The following is a 25,239-nucleotide window of genomic DNA, read 5'->3' on the forward strand; positions in this document are numbered from 1 at the left end:
GCTGTCGCACTCCTTTTGAGGGGTTCAATCATTTGTTTATAGATTTTGTTTTTAGCCAACATTCTATACATTTCATTCAGATTTCAACTTTGTAATGAATTTGTAAAGTTCAGAATATTTACTTTTCTTTTCAAATCGGTTATACTTAATTTACATTATAAAAAGGAGGCGAAATCGTTCATACCTATTAAACCTTCAGGAGGTATGCTTATCGAACAATCCATGACACCCTTTTAAAGGATGACAGAAAACGAATTCGCCAATACTTAAATCTGATGTAAAAGGATGGTGTGACACTCTAGAATATTTTCTCAACTTTTACAAAAGCATGATGAAAAATTTTGGAATAACTTATGAATGGTAATTTACTAATATAGAAATGACTCTGCTAAATCTAACCTGAGCAGAGTCATTTTTATTTTATTAAAAGAAAGACCTTCCACATCGGAAGGCCTGCATTCTTATAATAAATAAAATCCAATTCCCATAATGAAGTAAGCGGCCAATAAGGTAAGGCCTTCAAACCAGTTCGTTTCCCCGTCATTGGAAATCATGATCATCAAGAAGACTGCTGTAACCATGGAAATCAGTTCTGGCAGTGTGAAGACGAGCGGCATATGCGTTGGATACATTAACGAAATAAGTACGAGTACAGGAGCTACGAACATCGCTACTTGAAGCGTGGAACCGACGGCTATCTCCACTGCGACATCCATTTTGTTTTTATAGGCCATCATGACGGCGGACGCATGCTCTGCCGCGTTACCTACGATTGCAACGATAATGACACCGATGAATAACTCCGACCATCCGAAGGTTTCCCCCACTTCGCTGAACGTATGGACGAGTTTTTCCGATACGTACGCAACGGCCAATGTAGCGGCAGCAAGTATTATAATTGCCTTTTTCCTGCTCCACTCCGGTACCTCCTTTTCATGTTCCTCGGGTTTCTCCGTATGCTGATATACCCCGCGGTGAGTAACCAACTTAAAGAATAATGCAGCAAGGTATAATAAGATCAATATAATGGAAATTCCTACACTTAACGACATCGTGCTTGATTCACTCATGTCTTGTGTGAATACTTCCGGTATGACAAAGGCTACAATAACCGCAAAAATCAATAGACCGGCATTATGCCTCGCATCGAATACATTAAACTTCTGCCGTTTGTATTTAGTCCCTCCGACAAAGAATGAAAGACCGGCCACCAACAATAAGTTCCCTAATACCGAACCAGTCAAAGAAGCCAACACGACCCCAACAAGCCCCGCCTTTAATGAAAAGATGGATATGATCAATTCCACCGCATTCCCAAAGGTTGCATTCAAAAGACCGCCAATCCTTGGTCCCATGACGATCGCTAAGCTTTCAGTCGCCCGGCCCATGAAGCCTGCAAGCGCGACGATTGTTAAGCAATATACGATGAACATGATCACACTCGGCCAATGCAATAATGACCCGATGACTGATATAGGGACGCCCAGCAGGACAAGTCCCAAAAATATTTTATTCACGATACTTCTCCTCACAATCTATAGTTCTTTTTATGTAACAAAAACTATCATACAAAATCTTCGGGCGATGACAAAGGAAAATTTTATCATCTTCTCTCTTCTTGTCAATATTTACCCAAATTTCTATTGCTTAATCCTCTTCCTAAGATGTAACATCAAGAAGGTATACATTTCTTAGGAGACATGATTTTATGAATAACAAATTGCTTTTTAGCGTTTTAATCTTAATTGTCGGCATATCGGGGTTTTCTCAAGGGATGCTTCTGCCGATCATTGCCATCATTTTTGAAAATGACGGAATTAGCTCATCACTGAACGGGTTTCATGCAGCCTCGCTTTATATTGGAATTCTGTTGATTTCCCCTTTTATGGAAGCACCGCTCCGCAAATACGGATATAAGCCATTGATCATATTTGGCGGGATAACGGTCATTCTATCGCTTGCCTTATTTCCAGTTTGGAAATCATTCTGGTTTTGGTTTGTCCTTCGTTTCTTCATTGGTATCGGGGATCATACACTTCACTTTGCTACCCAGACATGGATTACTGCCATTTCACCAATAAAGAAGCGCGGAAGGAATCTTGCCATTTATGGACTTTTCTTCAGTCTTGGCTTCATGGTAGGCCCGCTGATGACGAAGCTTCTCGAGATTAATCAGTCTTTGCCTTTCATCATCACATCCATACTTAGCCTTCTCGCCTGGTCTGCTGTTTTCCTTATTAGAAATGAACTTCCTGAACAGGATGATTCTGAAAGCACATCATTCCTGGGCACACTCCAAAGGTTTACGAAAGTAAGCCGCATAGCTTGGGTCGCATTTTTACTTCCGTTCACATTTGGCGTGCTTGAGGCATCATTGAATAGCAATTTCCCTGTATTCGCCCTGCGCTCCGGAATCGATTTAACGGCAGTTTCCATCATCATTCCGGCATTTTCCGCAGGGACCCTGCTTACCCAGATTCCCTTAGGGATGATCAGTGACCGTTTTGGCCGGCGAAAGACCTTGCTGACGATCCTTTTTTCAGGGTTTGCGATATTCACGCTTGCAGGGATTTATTCCGATTCAGTGCTTGGTCTATTCATCTGCTTTATGTTTGGCGGAATGATGGTTGGTTCGACTTTCTCGCTGGGAATCAGTTATATGGCAGATCTTTTGCCTCGAAACCTATTACCTGCAGGAAATTTATTATGCAGTATTTTCTTTAGTCTCGGCAGCATCGGCGGTCCATTTTTTGGCGGTCTGGTCATTGAACATATCAAAGGCGGGAATTTTTTCTACATGATCAGCATCATGCTTATCCTTGTCTTCATTTCATTGGCCATGTTTAAGGAGAAAATGCCTGCTTCAGTAATGTAATATAGTTTATTATCTGGACTACTTCTTTTATTATTCAATTTGAACGGATTTATCAAAAGTGCCTGTATATTGGAGATTCGATACTTTATATTTTTTACTAGATTAGAATCATTCTTCTTTATTTCTGAATAGGATATGTGGTAATATAATATTAACAAAAGGGACATCACCTTAATAAACCTTTGAAAACATTGCTGTCATCGCAATTACGGTGGCAGCTTTCATATTTTATCCAGAGAAATGACGTTGATTATCTTTCTCAATTAGATATAAAGTAAATGATAATCTATATCATTTACACAAAATAGAGAAGAATGTGGGAGGGAATCTTATGACTACAGATACTAAACATTTAACCCAACCGGCTACATGCAAAAACACTTGGTTGGAAAAAGCAAAACCTCATTTAGAACTTATTGCTGCATTATTCAGCGGTTTATTAATAGTTTTGGGCTGGGCCCTTTCAAAGAACGGAATGGAGTCCGCTTCCATCGTCATTTACTTAGCCTCTTTCTTGATTGGCGGATATGCCAAGGCAAAAGAAGGCATAGAAGATACGATTGCCGACCGGGAGTTGAATGTTGAGATGCTGATGATTTTTGCGGCCATCGGTTCTGCTGTCATCGGATATTGGACGGAAGGTGCCATATTGATTTTCATCTTCGCTTTAAGCGGCGCCCTTGAGACATACACGATGAATAAGAGCCATAAAGAAATTTCGGCACTTATGGACTTGCAGCCTGAAGAAGCACTGCGCGTAACTAACGGATATGAAGAAACCGTGTCCGTTTCCCAACTGCATGTCGGGGATCTGATTTTAGTGAAACCAGGAGAAAGAGTTCCTTCAGATGGAAAAATCACGGACGGACGTACCAATATCGATGAAGCCGCCATTACAGGCGAATCCATACCAGTCAGTAAATCATTGGATGATGAAGTTTTCGCTGGAACGGTTAATCTCCGTGGTACGATTACCGTGGAAATCACAAAACCGGCAAGTGAAACTTTATTTCAAAAAATAATCACTCTCGTTCAATCCGCACAAAGTGAAAAGTCGCCTTCCCAGCTGTTCATTGAACGGTTTGAAGGAACTTATGTAAAAGTGGTATTGACGGTCGTCGGTTTGATGATGTTCGTACCCCATTTCCTATTGGAGTGGAGCTGGACCGAAACATTCTACAGAGCGATGATCCTGCTCGTTGTCGCTTCTCCTTGCGCCCTTGTGGCCTCTATTATGCCTGCTACACTTTCAGCCATTTCAAATGGTGCTCGTCATGGCATTTTGTTTAAAGGCGGCATCCATCTTGAGAATCTAGGTAACCTGCAGGCAATTGCTTTGGATAAAACCGGTACATTGACAAAAGGAAAACCAGAGGTAACGGATGTCATTATCCGCGAAGGTTTAAACGAAGAAGATTTCTTATTTCACATTGCATCTGTTGAAAATTATTCGAACCACCCTTTGGCAACTTCGATCGTTCGTTATGCCAAAACAAAATTGCAAAGAGATATCATTAAACCGGTTAACATGGAAGATATCTCCGGTAATGGGGTTCAAGCATACATCAATGGCGTGCTTTGGCAAGTCGGAAAAGCTGATTTCGTCGGTCGCAGTGAAGCAGAACGATTCCAAAATGGCATTTCGCAGACATTGGCTGAACAAGGTAAGACAATTGTGTATGCTAAAGATGATCACGGAATTGCCGGTATACTCACTTTGAAAGATGTCGTGCGTGATGAAACCGTGACAGCCATCGATGCTTTGAGGAATGAGGGCATCCATACCGTCATGCTGACAGGCGATGGTGAAAAAACGGCTAAAGCGATTGCCTCGGAGAGCCATATTGATGCATATATTGCCGAATGCCTGCCAGAAACGAAAGTGACTGAAGTGAAAAAGCTTAAAGAACATTTTGGCACTGTAGCGATGGTTGGGGATGGAATCAATGATGCACCTGCTCTGGCAACAGCATCTGTTGGAATTGCAATGGGTGAAGGAACGGATGTTGCCTTGGAAACAGCGGATGTCGTTCTGATGAAGAATGACCTGCCGCGCATCGCGGAAGCAGTCAAATTATCCAAGAAGATGAATCGGATCATCAAACAAAACGTCATCTTTTCCATTTCGGTCATCATGATCCTGATAGCATCCAATTTCCTTCAATTCCTGGACCTCCCATATGGCGTCATTGGCCATGAAGGAAGCACAATCCTCGTTATACTGAACAGCTTAAGACTTTTAAGAAACTAAACCATGAAAAAGGAGCCATCCAAGGCTCCCTTTTTTATGTTCATTTAATGATATCCGTTCTTACCGTTTGCAGAACCTGATGTTTTATGGTTCGAACCTTTATTTTTTCCTTTTTGTTTTGTGCCGCCATCCTTTTTACTCATGAAAGAACTCCTCCTCTTTAAAAGTTGTCATTTCTTGAATAGTATCCGCAGCATGATAATCCGCTATTACGGAAACTCCAGGAAGCTCATGCACATTCTGGCTTTTTCCTTTCACTAATGAGCGCATTTATTTCCCCGCCCAGTATGATGATAAGGCCCGATAAATAAAACCAGACCATTAATACGATTATCCCTCCAAGACTTCCATATGTTGCGGAATAATTAGCGAAGTTCTCCACATAAAATGAAAACAAAAAAGAAGCCAGGCTCCATCCTGCCGTTGCAAAGATTGCACCAGGCAGTACGGTTATGCACTTTAGCTGAATGTTGGGCGCAATCCAATAAAGGATGGTGAACACAATTAAAAATACAAGCGTACTGACCACCCAGCGAAGTTGGTTCCAAATCGTAAGAAACTCATCGGATTGTCCAATTTCGGCAAATAGGAACACTCCAATCTGTTTTCCGAATACCGGCAGCAATAAAACGACAATAAAAACAAAAATCATCGCTAAAGTGAGAAGAATCGACATTCCCCGGGAAATAAAGAAAGTTCGACTTTCTTTTACACCATATGCATGGTTAAATGCTTTAATGATTGCATTCATCCCATTCGATGCCGACCATATCGTTCCTATAACACCAAACGACAATAAAGTCCCATTCGCTTCCAACACTTCCGATAGGTTAGCTTCAATAATTTTCATCGAATCGTCTGGTGCATATGTACGGACGGTATTTAATATATCTTCTTGTGAAAATGGCAGATAGGCCAATAAAGTGAATAAAAAAATAAGCAACGGAAACAGGGAAAGTAAGAAGAAATAAGACAGCTGTGCGGCAAGCCCCGACACATCATCGACCTGTAACCGTTTTACCAAAGTCTTGAAGAATGAGCCTTTCAGCCATTCTTTTTTATTGGCCATACCCCCACCCCATTTTCTAATTTAAGGAAATTCGTTCGTGGTTTCTAGAAGACGGCTCTTCTTCCTCTGCTGTAAAAACTTCCTTCGTCTCCATCACCACTTGGGCAACTTGTGATGGAATATCTTTCATTTCCTCAACCTTTTGGGAAATGAAGGATACATCTTCGGAAATTTTTTCAACAGTGGAACGGACCTTGAATGATGTTTCACGTACTTGTGTAAGCACCCCATTGGGATTCTTCACGAATTMCTTCATATTACTCATGCAGCTTTTGCTGTTTTCCAATACAGAATAACGCGTTTGCTTGTCAAAAAGGCTTATTGCCGCCCCAGCTAACGCCCCAATAAAGACCGCTTGCATAAACTTACTTTTCTTGGCACACTTATATTCTTCTCGAATGTTGCTCATATATTCTCCTCCTCGTCATATATTAGTTGATGGATAATGGTAGCTCTCTCCATTATACAATGTTTAAAAAAGTTTTTTCCTATCTTTTCCCAAACTCTCTCACTTTAAAACGCAAAGATCACCAAGATTATCGGGGGTCAAGCTTCATATCCCACCCGAATACTCATTGACTTCCAGCGGTAATCATGCAAAGATGAAAATAATTTAGGAACGTATGAAAGGATGAAGGAAATGGATTTAAGACAAAACACAGCCGAAAGTGTCGAGTTTATGATCGAGGCAATCAAGGATAAATTAAAAGTAATGAACTTCGGTGCAATCAAATCAACTCATTTTGATATTGAAATGTACGAAGAACTGCACGATATTTATACAATGGTGATGAAAAAAACGAATTTCAGCGTCCGTGAAATGGAAGCGATCGCTGAAGAACTTGGAAGACTGCGTAATAAGTAACATTCAAATCCTCCCATACCGGTGAGGATTTTTTTCATTTTCAAAAAAATTCTGCTACATTTGATATAGAAATTGAAAACGGACAGGAGTTGTAGGCATGGTAGAAAGAAGAACGCCCATCAGCATCGCAGAAGCAGTGGAAAAAGTGATGAAGCATAAATTAACAGGACATGTGGAACTGATTCCCATCGAGGAAAGCCAAGACCGCTTTTTGGCTCAGGATATTGTAGCTACAAATGATGTTCCGCATTTTAACCGCTCCCCATATGATGGATTCGCCCTCAGGTCCAAGGATACTTCTGAAGGTTCCATAAATAACCCCCTCGAGTTCGAAGTGGTGGAAGAGTTGGCTGCGGGTATGGTATCGACTATTCCCGTTCAAAAAAATCAAGTGGCAAGAATCATGACTGGAGCCCAAATGCCAGCTGAGTGTGATGCCGTAATCATGCTTGAACTTACGAAGGAATTCGAAAAGGACGGAAAGAAGTACATATCATTTAAACGCTCACTTAAGGAAGGCGAAAACGTTTCTTTTCAAGGCGAGGATGCAAAGAAAGGCGATGTTCTTGTAAAAAAAGGAACAGCGATCAATCCAGGGATCATCGGCTTGCTGGCAACATTCGGTTATGCCGAAGTGCCAGTTGCCAGGAAGCCTGTCGTCGGATTATTCGCTACGGGATCGGAACTGCTTGATGTTCATGAACCGTTGCAGCCTGGGAAAATCCGCAACAGCAACTCACATGCCATCTCCGCCCAAATTCGGAGGGCCGGGGGGGAAGTCCGTTTTTATGGAAAGCTTAAGGACGAATTCGAATTAAGCTACGAGGCCATTTCAACTGCGTTGGAGGAAGTGGATTTGCTCATTACAACAGGAGGAGTTTCTGTCGGTGATTTTGACCTTCTCCCGGATATTTATCAAAAGATTGGCGCCGATGTATTATTCAACAAAGTGGCCATGCGCCCCGGCAGCGTGACGACCGTAGCGGTATATAATGACAAATTTTTATTCGGTTTATCCGGCAATCCATCCGCCAGTTATGTCGGCTTTGAACTATTTGCAAGACCGATCATCCGCACCATGCTGTTCTCGGAATATCCGCATTTAAGAAAAGAGACGGCCCAATTGGCAGAGGACTTCTTAAAACCCAATCCATTCTCACGTCTGCTTCGCACCCGATTATTTTATGAATCCGGCCAGTTGAAGGTAATTCCAAGCGGTGTGGATAAATCGAATATTACAACAAGCTTGGCAGGTGCCAATTCACTGACCGTTTTACCTGGGGGGACACGTGGTTTCCAAACGGGAGACTTCGTGGACATCCTGCTCCTCGATGATCAGGAAGGTTCCAAATGGCCTTGGTGAAGCCCTTTATTTTTCAGGTGGTTGGCTACCAAAATAGAGGAAAAACGACCTTCATAACGAATTTAATCAAAAAGCTGCGCGAAGTAAAATTAGAGACAGCCGTTTTAAAACATCATGGACATGGCGGAAAACCAGATGTTACAGGCACGAAGGATTCCAATAAACACTTTCTTGCCGGGGCGGCCGCTTCACTTGTTGAAGGAGATGGAACAATCGAGCTGCTCGGCAAATTCAGGGGGAGCGCCCCTATCACTGAGCTGATTCAATTACTTTGTCTATTTCTCCCTGATGTGATTTTAATTGAAGGGTATAAGCAAGAGGATTTTCCCAAGGTCATTTTAATCAAGGAAGAAAGTGACCTCCCGTTATTGGAACGGCTTACCAATGTCAAGGCAGCGGTGGCTTGGCCCGAATGTCTTGAGCGAACCAGGAATCATGCTTCAGTACCTGTCTTCCCTTTGGATTCGGATCAATTCATTACATGGTTTTTAGAACAAATATGAAGGAGTGGGACAATGTTCATTCAATTCCCCATAGAAAAACGCCGTAAAATGATCGAAAGTATCCAAGAATATGTTTATCAGGAACATGGGAAGGAAATCGGTGAAATTGCTGCAGAAAATCACTTGCAGTTCATTTTCGAAAATATCGCTCCCTTTATTTACAATGAAGGGATCAAAGATGCTAAAAAAGTCATGGAGGACAGATTAGGAAATATCGAAGAGGATTTGTATTCATTGGAACGCCCCATTGATTAAAATGAAAAACAGCATCATAAACGATGCTGTTTTTTAATGTTCATTGTTCGGTTAGAATCAACGGACCGTTTTTCGTTATGGCAATCGTATGCTCATATTGAGCCGAGTATTTCCCATCTGCTGTGGATGCCGTCCATCCATTCGGATTCCGGCTTGCTTTATATGTACCTACGTTTACCATTGGCTCGATGGTGAATACCATTCCTTCCTTAAGACGCGGACCTTTATTCGGCAGTCCATAATGCGGAACCTGAGGCTCTTCATGAATGACATTCCCTATCCCGTGTCCGATGAAATCACGAACGACAGAGAAGCCTTCCGCTTCGACATATGTTTGTATGGCATGACCTATATCTCCAATCCGATTGCCTTCCACACATACTTCAATTGCCTTATATAAAGATTCCTTCGTCACATTCACTAAATGTTCGGTTTCCTTTGAAACCTTACCGACCGTATACGTCCAAGCAGAGTCAGCAAGGGCCCCATTATAATTGACGACCATATCAATCGTTACGATATCTCCGTTTTTCAAAGGGGTCTTACGAGGGAAACCATGACAGATTTCTTCATTTATGCTGGCACATGTCGCATACTCATACCCTTTGTAACCCTTTTGTTCCGGCTTCGCACCATGTTTTTTTAAGAATCCTTCAACAAATTCTTCTATTTCCCATGTTGTCACACCAGGAACAATCAACTTTGCAATCTCCCTATGACAAGCTGCCAAAATTTTACCCGATTCATGCATCGCTTGAATTTCACGTGCAGATTTTAATACGATCAATCGTGACACTTCCTTTTTTATTCGTCTCTCCTTTTATTTTACTGCAAAGATTGAAGTATATGAATCCTTTAAAATGAAAAATCCCGGCAGCCGCCGGGAATTTTCATTATTTCAATAGATTGAGCGATTCCCGGTTAAATGCCGCTAGATCTTCAGGAGTCCTGCTGGTTACAAGCTGGTTGCCGCAAACCACAACCTCTTTGTCCAAATATGTGGCACCTGCATACTCCATATCGACTTTAATGGATGTATACCCTGTTGCGTGGCGTCCTTCAAGTGTTTTGGCCGTAATCAGCAACTGCGGTCCATGACAGATCGCAAATACAGGCTTTTTATCATCCATGAACGATTTTGCGAAAGATACGAAGCGTTCGTCAGCACGCAGTTGATCAGGCGAGAACCCACCGGGGATGAATAACGCATCGAAACTTTCCGGTTTCACCGAGTCAATGCTTTCATCAATTTCGACTTCCACCTCCCCTTGTTTCCCTTTAACCGTTTTCCCTTTCACCATTTCAATCGTCGTTACCTTATGGCCAGCTTCTTCAAATGCTTTTGCCGGTTCACTATACTCCGAGTCCTCAAACATATTCGTTACTACACATGCGATTTTTTTACCCATAATCATTCATCTCCTCAATTTTTGATCGAATGAACCTACTTTGCACTTTATTTATGTTCCCTCTTACACTATAAATAAAACACATAATTAATAGTTGACCCTTTGTCCATGAATAAAATACCGCGAATCAATGTTTAGGATACTGGCCAACAACGTGTATCGCATTGATGATTCTTTTATTGATCCATTTCCTGTTTTCTTCTGTATTCAAATTCCCAAATATCCTAATCCGACCTACTTCCGTGGTTACATAGTAATTAGGCAGGTTATTCAATGATAATGTGATGATGTCATTTTTACATTTCCTGCACGAACAAAATGTTTGGTATTCTATACCTGACATTAAAACCTGCACCCATGTCACAACGATTTCTTCCATCACATTTGTGTATTCTCTTTCCATATATTCTCCTTCAAAAAGAAAAACCCATCCATTCCTGACAGGTTTTCACTCATTTATCACTGTCCGTGGAACAATTAGGATTTCAACTCTCCGGTTTTTCGCCCTTCCTTTTTTCGTTTCATTGGAAGCAACCGGCTTGAATTCCCCATGTCCTTTAGCACTGAACATTTCGGGATCCAAATCCTTATTTTCGAGGAGAAGTTTCATAAAATTCACAGATCGCATCACACTCAGGTCCCAGTTGGATTCATACTTGGAATTTTTGATAGGAATATTATCGGTATGTCCGCTTACGATGATGTTTCTGGGTAAGTCCATGACCAGTAACCCCGAGATTTCTTTAGCCATTTTACGGTTTTCACTCCTCACCTCGGCCACACCCGATTCGAACAGCACGTTTTCCCTAATTGAAATCAACATACCTTCATCCGTAAGGTTCGTTCCCAATTTATCCGTTAAATCATTTTTTTCGATATAGGCATTTACGCGCTCCTGAACTTCCGTAAGTTCTTCCTGCTCGTTTTTCCCTAGCTTCTCAAGATCTTCTGCACCTGTTCTTTGTTCGGGTGACGTCGGCTCATTGCTGGGGGAATCACTTGGAAAATCCATAAAACCCGTTCCGCTTGTAAAAACCTGGTTAAATACATTGGACAACTGCTGGAACCTTACTGCATCAACCGAACTTGAAGCGAACAAGACGATAAAAAGCGCAAGAAGCAATGTTAAGATATCGGCATAGGGAACCAGCCATGATTCATCGATATGCTCTTCATGCCTTTGTTTCTTTTTGCGCCTAGCCATTATCTCTCACATCGCCTTCCAACCACTTTTTACGATCTCCAGCAGGCAAATATGATGTTAATTTCTGTTCGATCGTTCTCGGCGCTTCCCCTTCGATGATCGATAAAATCCCTTCAATCATCATTTCTTTGATCCTGACTTCCTGCTGCGATTTCCGTTTGAGCTTATTGGCAAATGGATGCCATAACACATACCCCGTGTAAATCCCCATCAAGGTCGCGACGAACGCTGCAGATATGGCATGTCCCAATGCCTCTGTGTCAGCCATATTCCCCAATGCAGCAATCAGCCCGATTACGGCACCCAATACGCCAAGCGTCGGTGCGTATGTACCGGCTTGACTGAAAATCGCCGCCGCACTTAAATGACGTTCTTCCATCGCGTCTATTTCCTCTGCTAAAATATCACGAATATAATCGGCACTCTGACCTTCGACTGCAAGGTTCAGGCCATTTTTCAAAAAGGCATTATCCACCTGATCCGAAATGCTTTCCAAGGCTAATAAGCCTTCCTTCCTGGCAATGACCGCCCATTCCGAAAAGGTCTTTATTAAATCTTCCGGCTTTGTCAATTTTTGTTCAAAGAATAAAATCTTGAATATTTTTGGCAGTCTTTTTAATTCCGACAAAGGGAAAGCCGTTACGACAGCAGCTATCGTCCCTACAATGATGATCAAAATAGCCGCCGGATTAATCAGCGCCGTTACACTAACACCTTTCAACACCATTCCGACTAAGATGGCCACTATACCAAGAACTACGCCCAAAACTGATGTTATATCCATAATACTCACCCATTCATTTAAAGTCTCTTCTCCTCCTTATATCGGATGAAGTCAAAAAAAGTGAGGATTATTTTACTATTCAGTTTCAATTTTCATTTAAATCCACCACCTTATTGCCTGCATGAGCTTATCAACAGCACAAAATATTCCTTCAAGAATGGAACCTCAAGCATGTTCCGTACATGATTTTCTCATAACATCTGGAATATACTCATTTACTCGTTGTTTTCACGCTTTTATTCGTGAGTTTCACACTTTTACTCGTGGGTTTCGTGCTTTTACTCGTGAATTTCATGCTTGTACTCGTGAGTTTCATGCTTTACTCGTGAGTTTCACGCTTTTACTCGTGAGTTTCACACTTTTACTCGTGGGTTTCGTGCTTTTACTCGTGAGTTTCATGCTTTTACTCGTGAATTCCGCATATCGCTGACATTTTTTCTCACTCTTCAGTTTTTCCGCAAGAAAAGGACAAAGCCTGTCAGCTTTGTCCCTGTTCTTGTTTTCCATGATTTCTTCCGGCCAGCCATTTTATGATGGGGGACAGAAAAAATAAAATGAATAAGATCCTGAATAAATGAAAGCTTGTGACAACGGATAAATCCACATGCACAGACATGGCTGTGACTGCCATTTCGGCGACGCCGCCTGGGGCCATGCTCAAAAAAAGTTCATTCGCCTGTAAAGATAGGGTCGGGGCAAACTGAATGGAAAGATAATAGCAAAATCCAATCAATAGGACATTACTGACGAATACGGCTCCGAACATCTTTCTGAAAAGTCGGGGATTATCTACCTTCAGTGTGTAGCCTAAATGTGCGCCGATCAACAATTGCGACAGGTTCAACCAAAAGTCAGGAATCTGAGGGGCACCTGGGCCTGCTAAATTGAATAGTGCTGCGGCCATGAGAGGTCCTAGCAAAAAAGGCAGCGGAAAATTGGCTTTCTTTGTGATGAAAATGAACACTATCAAGGTTAACAACATCATGATGGCTAATTTCCCATCATATTCAAAAAAGAAAAACGGCCGCTCCGTTACGGCCATTACCGCACCTGGTTCAACTGACATTACATGAGTCACAATCCAAGGGACAATGGAAATTACCAGGATGACCCGCAGTGTTTGCATGAAACCTACAACCGTTTCATCACTATCCTTCATTTCCTCACTTAAGACCACCATCTGGGAAAGACCTCCCGGGAAACTGCCAAGCATGGATGTGCTCAAGGATAAGTTCATTCGTTTTCCGATAAACCAGCCAGTCAACACTGTAAATGAAATGATTGCGATTGTCGTAAAAAGCATTACAGGCAGATATTCAATCATCTCATTTAACGATTGTTTCGTGAATGAACTGCCCAATTGTAAACCTAGAATGACCAATCCCGTACTTCTAAAGGTTTTAGACCAATATAAGTACTTCCTTAACTTCACTTTCGCAATCATCACGACGAATAATGGTCCTAGCATCCATGGCAGGTATATGCCAAGGCTATTAAACGCGTAACCACCCAGGAATGCTAGAAAAGCAGTAAAAATGATTCTAAAACTCTTACTCTCGATTAAATTTGCACTCACAAAATTACCTTCTTTATCTAAGCGGTTTTTCATCTATATCTTAACATAAAATAAGTTGGTTCAAAGCTGTCATCCACGCTTGTTTTCGACTGAAGCGAGGAGCGCAGCAGTGATACCTTCTTCAGTGCACTTTTTTATATTTAATCATGTTTTCGCTCCATGAAAAGAATCAGCATGGCACTTCCACCATTTACTAGATTTCCCACCCCCACAAACTCGCAATAAAAGGTAGAATAATATATATAGGGGGTCAAACTCTTATGGAGGGGTGACTAGATGTTATCAAATACAGAAATAGGCATTGACTTAGGAACTGCAAATACGCTAGTTTACAGTAAAAATAAAGGAATCGTATTTAATGAGCCATCTGTGGTGGCCATTGATATAGAGACTAATAAAGTATTGGCAGTCGGTGTTGATGCAAAAAACATGATCGGGAAAACACCCGGCAATATCGTGGCAATCCGTCCGCTTAAGGATGGTGTCATTGCGGATTTTAATGTGACCGCGCAAATGCTTAAGGAAATCATGAAAAAAGCAAGCAAGGCCCTAGGTTTATCGATTCGCAAACCTAGTGTAGTGGTCTGTACACCATCAGGTTCCACTTCGGTTGAGAGAAGGGCCATTCAGGATGCAGTCAAAAGCTGCGGAGCGAAACAGGTCCACCTTATCGAGGAACCGGTAGCGGCAGCAATAGGTGCAGGCCTGCCTGTCGAAGAGCCCGTTGCCAATGTCATCGTTGATATCGGCGGCGGAACGACTGAAGTCGCAATCATTTCTTATGGCGGCGTCGTTTCCTGCAATTCAATCAGAATTGGCGGAGATCAATTGGATGAAGATATCAGCCAATATGTCAGGAAAAAACATAATGTGCTGATTGGGGAAAGAACAGCCGAGGAAATAAAAAAAGAAATCGGCTACGCACTCGTTGAACATTCCGTGATCACCATGGAAGTCAGGGGCCGCGATCTTGTAACAGGGCTACCAAAACCGATTACAATATCATCCACTGACGTCCAGGAAGCCATCCAGGAATCGCTTCTTCATATACTGGAAGCAATAAGGGCCACTTTGGAAGATTGTCCTCCTGAATTGAGCGGCGATATCGTCGATCAAGGAGTCATCTTATCCGGCGGGGGTGCACTTCTCAACGGGGTACAGGAATGGCTGACGAATGAAATCGTCGTCCCTGTCAAACTTGCGGATAACCCGCTTGAATCAGTTGCCATCGGAACCGGGCTTTCACTTGAGGTCATTCACAAATTACAAAAAGCCGTGTACTAAAAAGATTAGGAAACCCCAACTTGGGGTTTCTTTTTTTATCATTCCAGACCGATTCCCCCCCATGATGCAAACACAATCTCCACATTAAATAACTTCCCGGAAATATTTTACCTCGTTTGAGCAGAGAATAAGGAAAAGGATTTTTTACGTTCGAAAGCAAGCATTACTGATTGGGTAGGCATCACGTGCAGAACTAATTGCATGCAATGTTACATAACTTGTGTTATAATATAATTATGTTACATTGGTAAGAGGAGAAGATCTATGGAATATGTAGAAGCCTTTAAGGATATCAATCAAATCAGCAAAATAAAAACATACTTACGCGCTCACTCCAGTCGGGATTATTTATTGTTTGTACTCGGCATCAATACAGGTATGAAGATAAATGAAATGCTCGAAATCACCGTCGCCAGCGTTCTGGATGAAACGGGCAAAATCAAGGAGTTCTATGAGCAACGGACGGAAACTGACGAAGTCAACCAAATTTATTTGAACCTGAAAGTCCGTACCGCCCTACAAGAATACCTTAAAGGCTCGAAGGTTATCGAAGGTCAGTTTTTATTTCTTTCCCCTAAGACAAAAAAGCCGATTACACGTCAACAGGCGCACCGAATCATCCATGATGCTGTGGAAGGTGCAGGGCTTACAGGCAAATTCGGAGCAAGTTCGATGCGTAAGACTTTTGGCTACCATGCCTATAAACAAGGCGTGTCTCTGGCCTTGATACAGAAGCATTACCATCATTCCAGTCCATCGGAGACATTAAAATACATCGGTTTATCCAAGGAGAAGAAATTCAAGACGAATATTGACGTTAACTTATAAACATTCTGCTATCTTCTATTAACTCTAACCAACATTTTAAGGAGGAATTCCAGTGAAAATTAGAGAAAGTGAACTTCCTGGTATTGGCCAAAAATTCGAAATCATAACGAGAAATGATGAAAAGTTAGTAATCGTCATTCACGATGATGGCCGTCGGGAATTATACCATTTTGATAATGAACATGAGGACGTCATATCGAGCATCACCCTTAATGATCAGGAATCCCGGCAACTGGCTTCCATCATAGGCGGCATGGTCTATAAACCACAAGCACTTGAAACAATTGAAATGTCCTTGGGTGACTTGGTGATCGAATGGTTCAAAGTCGAACCCGGTTCAAAGGCCATCAATCAAACGATCGGTTCGATTGATATCAGGAGCAATTATAACGTGACCGTCATCGCCCATTCTAAAAAAGGCAAAAAACAACTGAATAATCCTGGTCCAGACTCCATCATCGAAACAGGCGACACCCTTGTAATATCCGGTGAAAGAAAAGATATTCGTAACCTGATAAGAGAATTATTGACCGACGAAAGGAGTGACTAAGCTCATATGGATCATTTAGTCTTTGAAGTGGGAACTGCCCTACTTCTAGTGGCATTAGCCGCTCTCGTTGCAGGTAAATTCAAAATATCAAATGTTCCGTTATTAATTATCATCGGGATGCTCGTTGGACCCCATGCCCCGCACTTCGGATTAATTGACCTGCGTTTCATTGAAAGTGATGAAATCATAGCATTCCTCGGTCGTGTCGGTATTTTATTCCTTCTGTTTTACCTTGGGCTTGAATTTTCCGTCAAAAAGCTTATGAAGTCAGGGAAAAATATCGTGACCGGCGGAACCTATTACATTTTAATCAACGTGGGAATGGCCTTGCTGTATGGTTTCCTGCTCGGTCTTCCATTAAAAGAGGTCCTGATATTAACCGGGATCATCAGTTTTTCTTCAAGTGCCATCGTGGCAAAGGTACTTGTGGACCTTAAAAGGACCGGTAACAATGAAACGGAGTTAATCCTTGGCATCATCATGTTTGAAGATATCTTCCTCGCTGTTTATTTATCAGTCGTATCTGGATTGGTATTAAGCTCTTCTGGTTCCGTTTGGGGAACATTACTTTCTACATTTATCGCGATTGGGTATATGCTGATATTTTTCGTTATCGCCCGGAAAGCATCTGGGGTCCTTAACAAATTATTCAATATAACCTCCGATGAGATTTTTATCATCGTCGTGTTCGCATTACTATTCTTCATCGCCGGTTTCTCGGAAACGATTCATGTTGCGGAAGCCATTGGTGCTTTACTGCTCGGCCTGGTCTTTTCTGAAACGGAGCATAGCGACAGGATCGAGAAACTTGTCATTCCCTTCAGAGACTTCTTCGGGGCCATATTTTTCTTCAGCTTTGGCTTGAGTATCGATCCGACGACCCTTGGCGGAGCTGTCTGGATGGTTCTTGGTGCCGTCATCATCACCATAATCGGTAACTTTGCAGCTGGTATGATTGCCGGACGCAAATCCGGTTTATCTCACAGAGCTTCCGCAAACATCGGTTTAACGATCGTTTCACGCGGCGAATTCTCCATCATTTTAGCCAACTTAGGCATTGCAGGAGGTTTAATGCCTATACTAACCCCGTTTGCAGCACTTTATGTTTTAACCTTAGCGATTCTTGGGCCCATCCTTACAAAAGAATCCAAACACATCTATAATATCCTAAATAAAGTATTCAAATGGACCCCTCCGAAGGTTCAAAAGAAACAGGAAAAAGAAGTCCAATAGAAGAAAAAGGCCGGAAATTGCTTTCTGGCCTTTTTTCTGCTTACCTTTCATAACTCACTAACATGATAATACTTGTAAGAAAGCGGGCATAAAATCATACCTAGTAGTAGTATGGTTGCCGTACTTGAAGTTTCAACAGCACCTATTCACAGTTATTCTAGAAATTTTCGAGATTGAGGGATATTTCTTTACTGAGGATTTAAAACTTGCCTCTCTCCAAATTTGTTTTACGGGCTATGCCATTGTCACAAGCTTCTACAAGTGCCCGGATTAGAGGTTTCAATTTCTTTTCTTTTGAGGATTAACTTACATGAACAAAGGGAATAGAAGCAGATAACCTAAGTAACTATTCAGGAGTGATGCCCAGATGAATAAGTCGATCCAATTTTCAAAGAAACTTATTAAAGAAATAAAGGAAGATCGTGTGACCGGGCTGGCAGCAGAACAAGCTTATTACTATTTACTGGCACTATTCCCTTTGCTCATATTACTGCTGTCCATATTACCTTATCTGAATATCGATATTCAGACAGCCCTCGACACGATAAAAACCTTCATGCCTGCGGAAACGATGGAAGTCATCGAGAAAAATATCATCAACATATTATCTGAACGGAACGGCGGCTTACTGACCTTTGGTATCCTTGGAACGATATGGTCCGCATCCAACGGAATGAACGCGTTCATCCATTCCATGAATATCGCCTATGATGTGGAAGAAACAAGGAATTTTATTAAAGCCCGCTTCATTTCCATTATACTGACATTAGGCCTGGTTGTAGCATTCATCGTCATGTTAGGTCTCCCCGTCTTTGGAAAGGTCATCATCGAATTATTACAGCAGGTCATTCCGATCCCAGAAGAAACGCAAATCTTATTCAGCTTATTACGGTGGGTCATCGCGGTTGTGGTCATCTCACTTGTCCTGGCCTTTTTATATCGCTTTGCACCTAATAAAAGTTTTCCCATTAAACATGTCATCCCTGGCGCAGTTACCGCAACTGTACTTTGGCTGGGAATATCACTTGGATTTTCATTCTATGTCAGTAACTTTGCCAACTACTCTTCCACTTACGGCAGTTTAGGAGGCGTCATCATCTTGATGCTATGGCTGTATTTGAGTGGTCTGATTTTTGTGATTGGCGGAGAAATCAATGCAATTCTCCATCGCCAAAATTCCATTCCAAAAAAACAGTCACGCACGATCGTTCATCCTGTCCCGCTTAAAAGATAAAATCAAGATTGAAAAGCGGCTGTCCCATTCGGACAGCCGCCTTTCTAATTAACCCTTATTGACAAACTCTTCATATCTTTCATCATGGGCCAGCCATGCAGCGTATTTCCGCTTCATGTATTTTTCCGCTTCCGCAAATGTATCGAATGTTTTTTTCTGTTGTTTTCCGTTGATTTCAACAATCCATTCCTCTTCTTCATCTTCATAGATGAATATATCCTGTTTGTCTCTTGTTGAATATAGGCAACCCTCTGGGGATCCTTTTACATTCAATTGATTCTTATGTGCGTCTCGTTTAAGGGGCTCGGCATAGAAGGTCTTTTCGACATATTGGCTATATGCCTTTTCGGACATCGTACAACCGGCGGCTTTTTGGTGGCCGCCACCATCGTACTTGCCAGCAACTTCAGAAACATCTATATCATCGTGGATTGTCCGGAAGCTGATTCTTTTGCTTCCTACCATCAGGATGGCTATATAATCCAGATGTGAGAACTCTTTCGACAATTCATTTCCCAATTCCGAGTGGTATGACTCTGCATGGACCACACCAGCTGTATGGGGACCGACCGTAGCTTGATAAACTTCTCTTTTTTTCCTGTTTATGTACCGATCCACTCGACTCTCTTCAACATTCAGAAGCGTTTGCTCCACTTCGTCAAAAGTGAAACTTTCAGCCGTGGACAGCTTATTTGCGATTTTCATTTCGAATTCCTCTATCGGAATCATGAAAAACAGGTCATTCAATCGCTTTGCCGTTGTATTTTTATTGACTTCCCATTCCCAAGTATCATATTGACGGACCAATTCAACGAATTCAGCGACAATGGTTGAAGGTTCCAGCAATTTATTTTCAACTGCATACTGATAGAATAATGATGTGGCTGCCGTCTGTTTACCATCTTCCTGTTCGACAGTTACAGATGCCCAATCATGTTCGTTCAAATGCAGTGCTGACTTATGATGATCGATTAGCAGCGCCTTGCCTCCATCTTCCACAAACTGAGTAATCATTTTTTCATTATCTTCATCAACCGATAGATCAGTAACGATTAATGTATCTTCAATCTTGGCCTGTTCAAGAAATGCGCCTACATTCTGATTAAGGCGACCAATTGAATTATAACTAACCACTACTTCATCTCCGAATGCCAGCTTTGCTACAATGCCGCACCCGACTCCATCCAAATCATTATGTGTAAAGAGATGGTACACACAAACCCCTCCTAATAACTAATAAATTTACTTTTCCCTAAAGACATGAATTTCAATTGCAATCTTTACAATTGTAGCATAATCATATCTGCATATTTTATCATGCTTCCATTACGTGACGCTTTTGTTCGTTTTTTTTTCCGATGAATTACCTAATGATTCCTTATTCCCCATAATTTATAATAATAAATAATGAAAAAACACATTACTTTGAAATCAGGGTATTTCCAGTGAAGGAGTTTCGGTGAGTGTCGAAGAGCAGCATTAGCTAATCGATCAATGGCTAACTTTACGAACTTTAAAGAATAGCCAGATGGTTGAAGAAAGTTGACTCAATCAAACCACGATCCGGCACATCAAAAAAAAAGCCGCAGGAATGTTATTCCCCGCGGCTTCCTTATGTGAAATCACTGTTCAATCAATTTTCCAAGGTTGGCCATTTCAATTGCACTAACGGCCGCTTCATAGCCTTTGTTACCTGATTTTGTTCCAGCACGCTCAATGGCTTGTTCAATATTCTCAGTTGTCAGCAAACCGAAGATAACCGGTACACCTGTTTCCAAAGAAACGGAAGCCATGCCTTTAGCTGCTTCATTGCAGACATAATCATAATGTGAAGTAGCACCCCTGATTACCGTTCCAAGACCGATTACCGCATCATATTTACCTGTATTCACAAGTTTCTTAGCAATTAAAGGAAGTTCAAAAGCTCCCGGGACCCACGCGATGTCAACATCATTCTCATCAACGCCATGACGCTTAAGACCATCCAATGCCCCTCCTAAAAGCTTGCTTGTGATAAACTCATTAAATCTTCCTACCACGATTCCTACTTTCAATCCTGATCCGATTAATTGTGCTTCAATAGTTTTCCCCATGTCTAATTCCTCCTAATTTTTAATAACAATAATTTTTTCATGTTAAGATTTCATACCTTAAAAATCTTTCAAGCTTTCGGGAAGTTCATTTCAAGTTCCTGTTTCCCGATTGGATCATTATGTTGAAGATACCGAACCAAATCGGCTATCGTAATGAACTTCAGGTTGAATTTATCAGCGATGACTTCTAAATCGGATACGCGGGCCATCGATCCATCTTCATTCATGATCTCACAAATTACACCGGCTGGAGCGGCACCGCATAACTTCGCCAAGTCCACCGATGCCTCCGTATGTCCTGCCCTTCTTAATACGCCGCCTTCTTTAGCGACTATCGGAAAAGTGTGACCAGGCCTTTGGAAATCTTCTGCGACCGAATCTTCATTAAGAAGCTCAAGGATGGTCAAGGACCGTTCAAAAGCACTGATTCCTGTAGAGGTGCTTTTATGATCGACACTTACCGTAAAAGCAGTGCCATGATGATCGGTATTTTCGCCTACCATAGGATGCAGTTTCAATTTTGCTGCCAGTTGTTCAGTGATGGTCGTACAAATCAAACCACGTCCATGAGTCGCCATGAAATTAATCGTTTCCGGTGTCGCCTTTTCGGCCAACACTACAAAATCCCCTTCATTTTCACGGTCTTCATCATCGGACACGATAACTACCTTGCCAGCCTTCAAATCTTCTATTGCTTCTTCTATTGTATGGAACATCATTACACCGCCCTTTTATTAGAATCCATGCTCTGCCAAAAACTCTAAATTCAGTCCTGGTTTTGGATTGCCATTTTTCATTTGATGTATTATATATTTCCCTATCATGTCGTTTTCGATGTTAACGATATCGCCAGCCGCTTTTTGTCCCAATATGGTGTCCTGATGAGTCAATGGAATCAATGAAACCGTCAAAAGGTTCCTTTCGATCCCAAATATCGTCAAGCTTGTTCCATCAATGGCCACGGAACCTTTTGGAATGCAAAAGGCACTAAGCCCTTCTTCCAGTTGGATTACATAATATACGGCATTTTCTTTCCGTTCTTTTTTTATGATCGTTCCGGTTCCGTCGATATGACCTGAAACAAAATGACCGCCAAACCTTCCCTGTGCACTCATGGCTCGTTCGAGATTAACAGGTGATCCCAATTTTAACGTCCGGATCGAGGAAGCTTTGACCGTTTCCGGCATCACGTCGACCGTAAATAAACTTTTCGTGAAGGACGTTACCGTTAAGCAGACCCCGTTGACTGAAATACTATCCCCCAGATGCACATCTTCAAGGATTTTTTCAGAACGAATCGATAACTCCATACTGCTTTTTCCTTTTTTCAAGGAATGTACGGTACCGATATCCTCAATGATTCCCGTAAACATGTTTTTCCCCCTTTTATAAAATATAAAAAACCCCTTAGGATGACCTAAAGGGTTAGCAGGAGAAATGAGTGAAAAAAATTGTATACCTAAAAAGCCCAATATTTTCATTTTTTGAAAAATTAGGCGTACGTATACACTTGGGTTCCACACGTCCTTCTCCCATCCAGACTGTACTGTCGGCTTTGGAATCTCACCAAATCCTGCCTTTTAACAGGCTCGCGGGCTTAGAATTTCTTCATCACCGCCGGTTGGGATTTTCACCCGACCCCGAAGGACTAAAATAATATGAATCTTTGAATATTTTATCACCATAAAGTGAAGATGTAAAATTTCTAACCTTAAATGGTTCAATTGTTACAGGAACTTCCTATCTTTATGTAAAAATGATCCCCATTAACCCCGATGTGCTCCAAAAAGGTTAGGCAGGCTAAATATGTGGAATAGGATTAGAGAGTCACACTTCATATAAGGAGGAAGCTTAATGCTTATTTTCATCATCAACCTGATTTTCTATCTGTTCGTCGTCACGATGAATTTTTTAGCCAATTTCCTGCCATTGAACGGCCAGACATCAGGAGAGATTTCCGATAAACTTCATGTCGTTTTCACTCCTGCCGGATATGTATTTTCCATATGGGGCTTAATCTATTTCCTGCTCGCCATCTGGGTATTCAGGCAGTTTTTAAGTAAACATCAAAACAGCCCTGCTTATAAGGCATCCTTCCCTTGGTTCGCTTTTAGCTGTGTCCTGAATGGCGCTTGGCTTTTAGCTTGGCACTATGAACACTTTTTGTTATCCGTATTCATCATCATTGCTTTGTTGGTTACTTTAATGGTCATTTATACAAGCATAAAAAAAGCGGGACACACTACTTTCGACCTATTTCCGTTTTCCGTCTATACAGGCTGGGTAAGTGTTGCAACGATCGCTGACATTTCTTATTACCTAACCTATATCAAATGGGACGGTTTTGGGGTTTCCAATTTAACCTGGACGATCGTCCTGCTGATTGCAGCAACAATCCTGGCCTTTGTCTTCGCAGGTAAAAACCGGGATTGGTGCTATCCTCTCGTATTCGTTTGGGCGTTCATAGGCATCGGGATACGAAATAGCTCCGCCTATCCTGTAATCACGGACATTTCTTATATCCTCGCTGCCATCACTTTTATCATATCCATAACCATCTTCATAAAAAGTAGAAGGAATAGGGTAGCCTAAAATGCTTGCTGAAGATCTTGCCATACATCCTGCCAAGCTTCTAGGCCAACTGAGAGACGGACCAGCTGGTCACTGATGCCCATTTGTTCCCGTGAATCTTCAGGAACGGCAGAGTGCGTCATGGTAGCGGGATGCTGGATCAATGTTTCGGCATCCCCAAGACTTACGGCAATTTTAATTAGATTCAATTTATTGAGGAATTCCTGTGCATCCTGTTTTGTGCCATGCAATTCGAAAGAGATAAGGCCGCCGCCATGTTTCATCTGTTTTTGCATGATATAATGATCCGGGGAAGCTTCATCACCTGGATAATATACCTTTTTCACCTTTGGATGTTTCTTAAGTTCATGAAAGATTGCCATTGCATTGGCCGAATGACGGTCCATCCTGACGGGCAAGGTCTTTAACCCCCGCAATAGTAGCCAGGCGTCGAATGGTGAAATGATTCCACCGATATCTTTCTGTGTAGTCCCAGCTATATGATTCATGAATTCCTTTTTACCGACGACAAGTCCCGCAACGACATCCCCATGCCCGCAAAGATATTTCGTAGCGCTATGAAGGACGATATCACAGCCATACTCAAGCGGTCTCTGTAGGTAGGGCGTCGAAAATGTATTATCGACTACGACCGTCACATTATTTTCCTTCGCAACTTTCACCACCATCTGTAAGTCAATCATTTTCATCGTCGGATTGATCGGGGTTTCTACATAGATGCAGGTCGTTTCCGGCCGGATCATTTTCCTAAGCTGTTCTTCAGTATCCATTTCACAAAAATCATGAGTGATCCGGTATTTATTTTTCATTAGCTGCAGAAGGCCAAATGTACAACCATATACCCCCTGTGAGCAGAGGATGTGATCATCTGTTTTAGTTAACGCAAAAAGTACTGCTGAAACGGCAGCCATACCTGAACCGAAAGCAAGGCCAGCTTCCCCGCCTTCCAGTGCGGCAATCTTTTCTTCAAGCACTTGTACCGTTGGATTTCCAAGGCGAGAATAAATATATCCATCTTCGATACCGGCAAAACGCCTCTCCCCTTGCTCGGCATTTTCGAAAGTGAATGTTGAGGTTTGGAATAAAGGTGTTGCCAAGCTTCCCAAATGCTTCTTCGAGTCATATCCTTCATGGATGACTGCCGTTTCAAATTGTTTATACTTTCTTGTCATACCGTTTCCCCCTAACCTATGTCTATTGCTATCATATGTCAAAAACCCATATAAAGGAAGCGTTTTCATTCATGATTATTACCCATAAATGAACCCTGA

25 protein-coding genes, 1 pseudogene and 1 riboswitch are annotated in these 25,239 nt (G+C 41.9%); of the genes and pseudogenes, 12 read left to right on the forward strand and 14 right to left on the reverse strand.

The annotated features are described in order from the left end of the window. Window positions 1-461: 461 nt before the first annotated feature. Window positions 462-1,520: a calcium/proton exchanger gene (gene cax, locus AC1DVB_RS04620; RefSeq protein ID WP_057278739.1), complete on the reverse strand. Its 1,059-nt coding sequence runs from the start codon at window positions 1,518-1,520 to the stop codon at window positions 462-464. Between the two features lie 188 nt (window positions 1,521-1,708). Between cax and AC1DVB_RS04625 the strand changes: the two genes are divergently transcribed. After that, entirely contained in the window at window positions 1,709-2,875 is a 1,167-nt protein-coding gene (locus AC1DVB_RS04625) for an MFS transporter (protein ID WP_057278627.1), read from the forward strand. 331 nt (window positions 2,876-3,206) lie between these two features. Continuing rightward, window positions 3,207-5,126, forward strand: coding sequence for a heavy metal translocating P-type ATPase (locus AC1DVB_RS04630; protein ID WP_057278626.1), 1,920 nt, complete (start codon window positions 3,207-3,209; stop codon window positions 5,124-5,126). 229 nt (window positions 5,127-5,355) lie between these two features. Here AC1DVB_RS04630 and AC1DVB_RS04635 read toward each other — a convergent pair whose 3' ends face one another. Continuing rightward, the gene (locus AC1DVB_RS04635; protein WP_057278625.1) at window positions 5,356-6,195 is read right to left on the reverse strand and encodes a YihY/virulence factor BrkB family protein; all 840 of its coding nucleotides are present in this window, start codon (window positions 6,193-6,195) and stop codon (window positions 5,356-5,358) included. 16 nt (window positions 6,196-6,211) lie between these two features. After that, window positions 6,212-6,604, reverse strand: a complete 393-nt coding sequence (locus AC1DVB_RS04640) for a YtxH domain-containing protein (protein ID WP_477588332.1) — start codon at window positions 6,602-6,604, stop codon at window positions 6,212-6,214. A 231-nt stretch (window positions 6,605-6,835) separates the two neighbouring features. On the opposite strand from AC1DVB_RS04640, the gene AC1DVB_RS04645 reads away from it, so the two are divergent. The 4 genes from AC1DVB_RS04645 to AC1DVB_RS04660 all read left to right on the forward strand — a co-directional run bounded on the left by AC1DVB_RS04645 (window position 6,836) and on the right by AC1DVB_RS04660 (window position 9,181). Next, a complete protein-coding gene (locus AC1DVB_RS04645; RefSeq protein WP_057278623.1) occupies window positions 6,836-7,060 on the forward strand; it encodes a DUF1128 domain-containing protein in 225 nt (74 codons plus the stop codon). Window positions 7,061-7,157: 97 nt separating this feature from the next. Next, window positions 7,158-8,423 carry a molybdopterin molybdotransferase MoeA gene (locus AC1DVB_RS04650; RefSeq protein WP_095678663.1) on the forward strand — a complete coding sequence of 422 codons (1,266 nt, stop codon included), beginning with the start codon at window positions 7,158-7,160 and terminating at the stop codon, window positions 8,421-8,423. Continuing rightward, window positions 8,411-8,926, forward strand: a complete 516-nt coding sequence (gene mobB / locus AC1DVB_RS04655) for a molybdopterin-guanine dinucleotide biosynthesis protein B (protein WP_477588335.1) — start codon at window positions 8,411-8,413, stop codon at window positions 8,924-8,926. Before AC1DVB_RS04650 ends, mobB begins: the two co-directional genes overlap by 13 nt. 12 nt (window positions 8,927-8,938) lie before the next feature. Next, entirely contained in the window at window positions 8,939-9,181 is a 243-nt protein-coding gene (locus tag AC1DVB_RS04660; protein WP_034305676.1) for a DUF2164 domain-containing protein, read from the forward strand. Between the two features lie 40 nt (window positions 9,182-9,221). Here AC1DVB_RS04660 and map read toward each other — a convergent pair whose 3' ends face one another. The 6 genes from map to AC1DVB_RS04690 form a co-directional block, all read right to left on the reverse strand. Beyond that, entirely contained in the window at window positions 9,222-9,968 is a 747-nt protein-coding gene (map, locus tag AC1DVB_RS04665; RefSeq protein ID WP_034305678.1) for a type I methionyl aminopeptidase, read from the reverse strand. A 106-nt stretch (window positions 9,969-10,074) separates the two neighbouring features. Then, the gene (locus AC1DVB_RS04670; protein WP_230134649.1) at window positions 10,075-10,590 is read right to left on the reverse strand and encodes a type 1 glutamine amidotransferase domain-containing protein; all 516 of its coding nucleotides are present in this window, start codon (window positions 10,588-10,590) and stop codon (window positions 10,075-10,077) included. Window positions 10,591-10,717: 127 nt separating this feature from the next. Next, a complete protein-coding gene (locus AC1DVB_RS04675; protein ID WP_057278620.1) occupies window positions 10,718-10,993 on the reverse strand; it encodes a late competence development ComFB family protein in 276 nt (91 codons plus the stop codon). Between the two features lie 45 nt (window positions 10,994-11,038). After that, complete coding sequence (gene motB / locus AC1DVB_RS04680; RefSeq protein WP_268564041.1) at window positions 11,039-11,794, reverse strand: flagellar motor protein MotB; 756 nt, start codon at window positions 11,792-11,794, stop codon at window positions 11,039-11,041. Further along, complete coding sequence (gene motA, locus AC1DVB_RS04685; RefSeq protein WP_239860165.1) at window positions 11,787-12,578, reverse strand: flagellar motor stator protein MotA; 792 nt, start codon at window positions 12,576-12,578, stop codon at window positions 11,787-11,789. Before motA ends, motB begins: the two co-directional genes overlap by 8 nt. Window positions 12,579-13,056: 478 nt before the next feature. Then, window positions 13,057-14,154 (reverse strand): AbrB family transcriptional regulator, encoded by a 1,098-nt coding sequence (locus AC1DVB_RS04690; RefSeq protein WP_454862351.1) that lies wholly within the window; start codon window positions 14,152-14,154, stop codon window positions 13,057-13,059. Between the two features lie 276 nt (window positions 14,155-14,430). Here AC1DVB_RS04690 and mreBH point away from each other — a divergent pair, with 276 nt between their 5' ends. The 5 genes from mreBH to AC1DVB_RS04715 all read left to right on the forward strand — a co-directional run bounded on the left by mreBH (window position 14,431) and on the right by AC1DVB_RS04715 (window position 19,283). Then, window positions 14,431-15,438, forward strand: coding sequence for a rod-share determining protein MreBH (gene mreBH / locus AC1DVB_RS04695; RefSeq protein ID WP_057278618.1), 1,008 nt, complete (start codon window positions 14,431-14,433; stop codon window positions 15,436-15,438). Window positions 15,439-15,702: 264 nt separating this feature from the next. Further along, a complete protein-coding gene (locus AC1DVB_RS04700; RefSeq protein ID WP_063577433.1) occupies window positions 15,703-16,266 on the forward strand; it encodes a tyrosine-type recombinase/integrase in 564 nt (187 codons plus the stop codon). 52 nt (window positions 16,267-16,318) lie between these two features. Next, on the forward strand, window positions 16,319-16,816 hold the full coding sequence (locus AC1DVB_RS04705) for a cation:proton antiporter regulatory subunit (RefSeq protein ID WP_034305691.1): 498 nt from the start codon (window positions 16,319-16,321) through the stop codon (window positions 16,814-16,816). 6 nt (window positions 16,817-16,822) lie between these two features. After that, complete coding sequence (locus tag AC1DVB_RS04710; protein ID WP_063577434.1) at window positions 16,823-18,049, forward strand: cation:proton antiporter; 1,227 nt, start codon at window positions 16,823-16,825, stop codon at window positions 18,047-18,049. A gap of 367 nt (window positions 18,050-18,416) precedes the next feature. Beyond that, on the forward strand, window positions 18,417-19,283 hold the full coding sequence (locus AC1DVB_RS04715; protein WP_057278615.1) for a YihY/virulence factor BrkB family protein: 867 nt from the start codon (window positions 18,417-18,419) through the stop codon (window positions 19,281-19,283). Window positions 19,284-19,331: 48 nt separating this feature from the next. Here the strand turns inward: AC1DVB_RS04715 and AC1DVB_RS04720 are convergent, their stop codons facing one another. The 4 genes and pseudogenes from AC1DVB_RS04720 to ribE form a co-directional block, all read right to left on the reverse strand. Continuing rightward, window positions 19,332-20,498 (reverse strand): DHH family phosphoesterase, encoded by a 1,167-nt coding sequence (locus AC1DVB_RS04720; protein WP_034305698.1) that lies wholly within the window; start codon window positions 20,496-20,498, stop codon window positions 19,332-19,334. 407 nt (window positions 20,499-20,905) lie between these two features. Further along, the gene (ribH, locus tag AC1DVB_RS04725; RefSeq protein WP_048685088.1) at window positions 20,906-21,376 is read right to left on the reverse strand and encodes a 6,7-dimethyl-8-ribityllumazine synthase; all 471 of its coding nucleotides are present in this window, start codon (window positions 21,374-21,376) and stop codon (window positions 20,906-20,908) included. 77 nt (window positions 21,377-21,453) lie between these two features. Beyond that, window positions 21,454-22,092: pseudogene (ribB, locus tag AC1DVB_RS04730) on the reverse strand (3,4-dihydroxy-2-butanone-4-phosphate synthase); the annotation flags it as partial. Between the two features lie 18 nt (window positions 22,093-22,110). Next, window positions 22,111-22,749: a riboflavin synthase gene (gene ribE / locus AC1DVB_RS04735; RefSeq protein ID WP_034305702.1), complete on the reverse strand. Its 639-nt coding sequence runs from the start codon at window positions 22,747-22,749 to the stop codon at window positions 22,111-22,113. Window positions 22,750-22,896: 147 nt separating this feature from the next. Continuing rightward, window positions 22,897-23,028: riboswitch (FMN riboswitch) on the reverse strand. A 202-nt stretch (window positions 23,029-23,230) separates the two neighbouring features. On the opposite strand from ribE, the gene AC1DVB_RS04740 reads away from it, so the two are divergent. Further along, on the forward strand, window positions 23,231-23,968 hold the full coding sequence (locus AC1DVB_RS04740) for a TspO/MBR family protein (protein WP_328118857.1): 738 nt from the start codon (window positions 23,231-23,233) through the stop codon (window positions 23,966-23,968). On the opposite strand, the gene megL is transcribed toward AC1DVB_RS04740, so the two are convergent. Continuing rightward, window positions 23,965-25,140 carry a methionine gamma-lyase gene (megL, locus tag AC1DVB_RS04745; RefSeq protein ID WP_477588340.1) on the reverse strand — a complete coding sequence of 392 codons (1,176 nt, stop codon included), beginning with the start codon at window positions 25,138-25,140 and terminating at the stop codon, window positions 23,965-23,967. The two genes, AC1DVB_RS04740 and megL, sit on opposite strands and share 4 nt — an antisense overlap. Between the last annotated feature and the right edge of the window lie 99 nt (window positions 25,141-25,239).

It is taken from the genome of Peribacillus sp. P4_D6, from assembly GCF_056401795.1.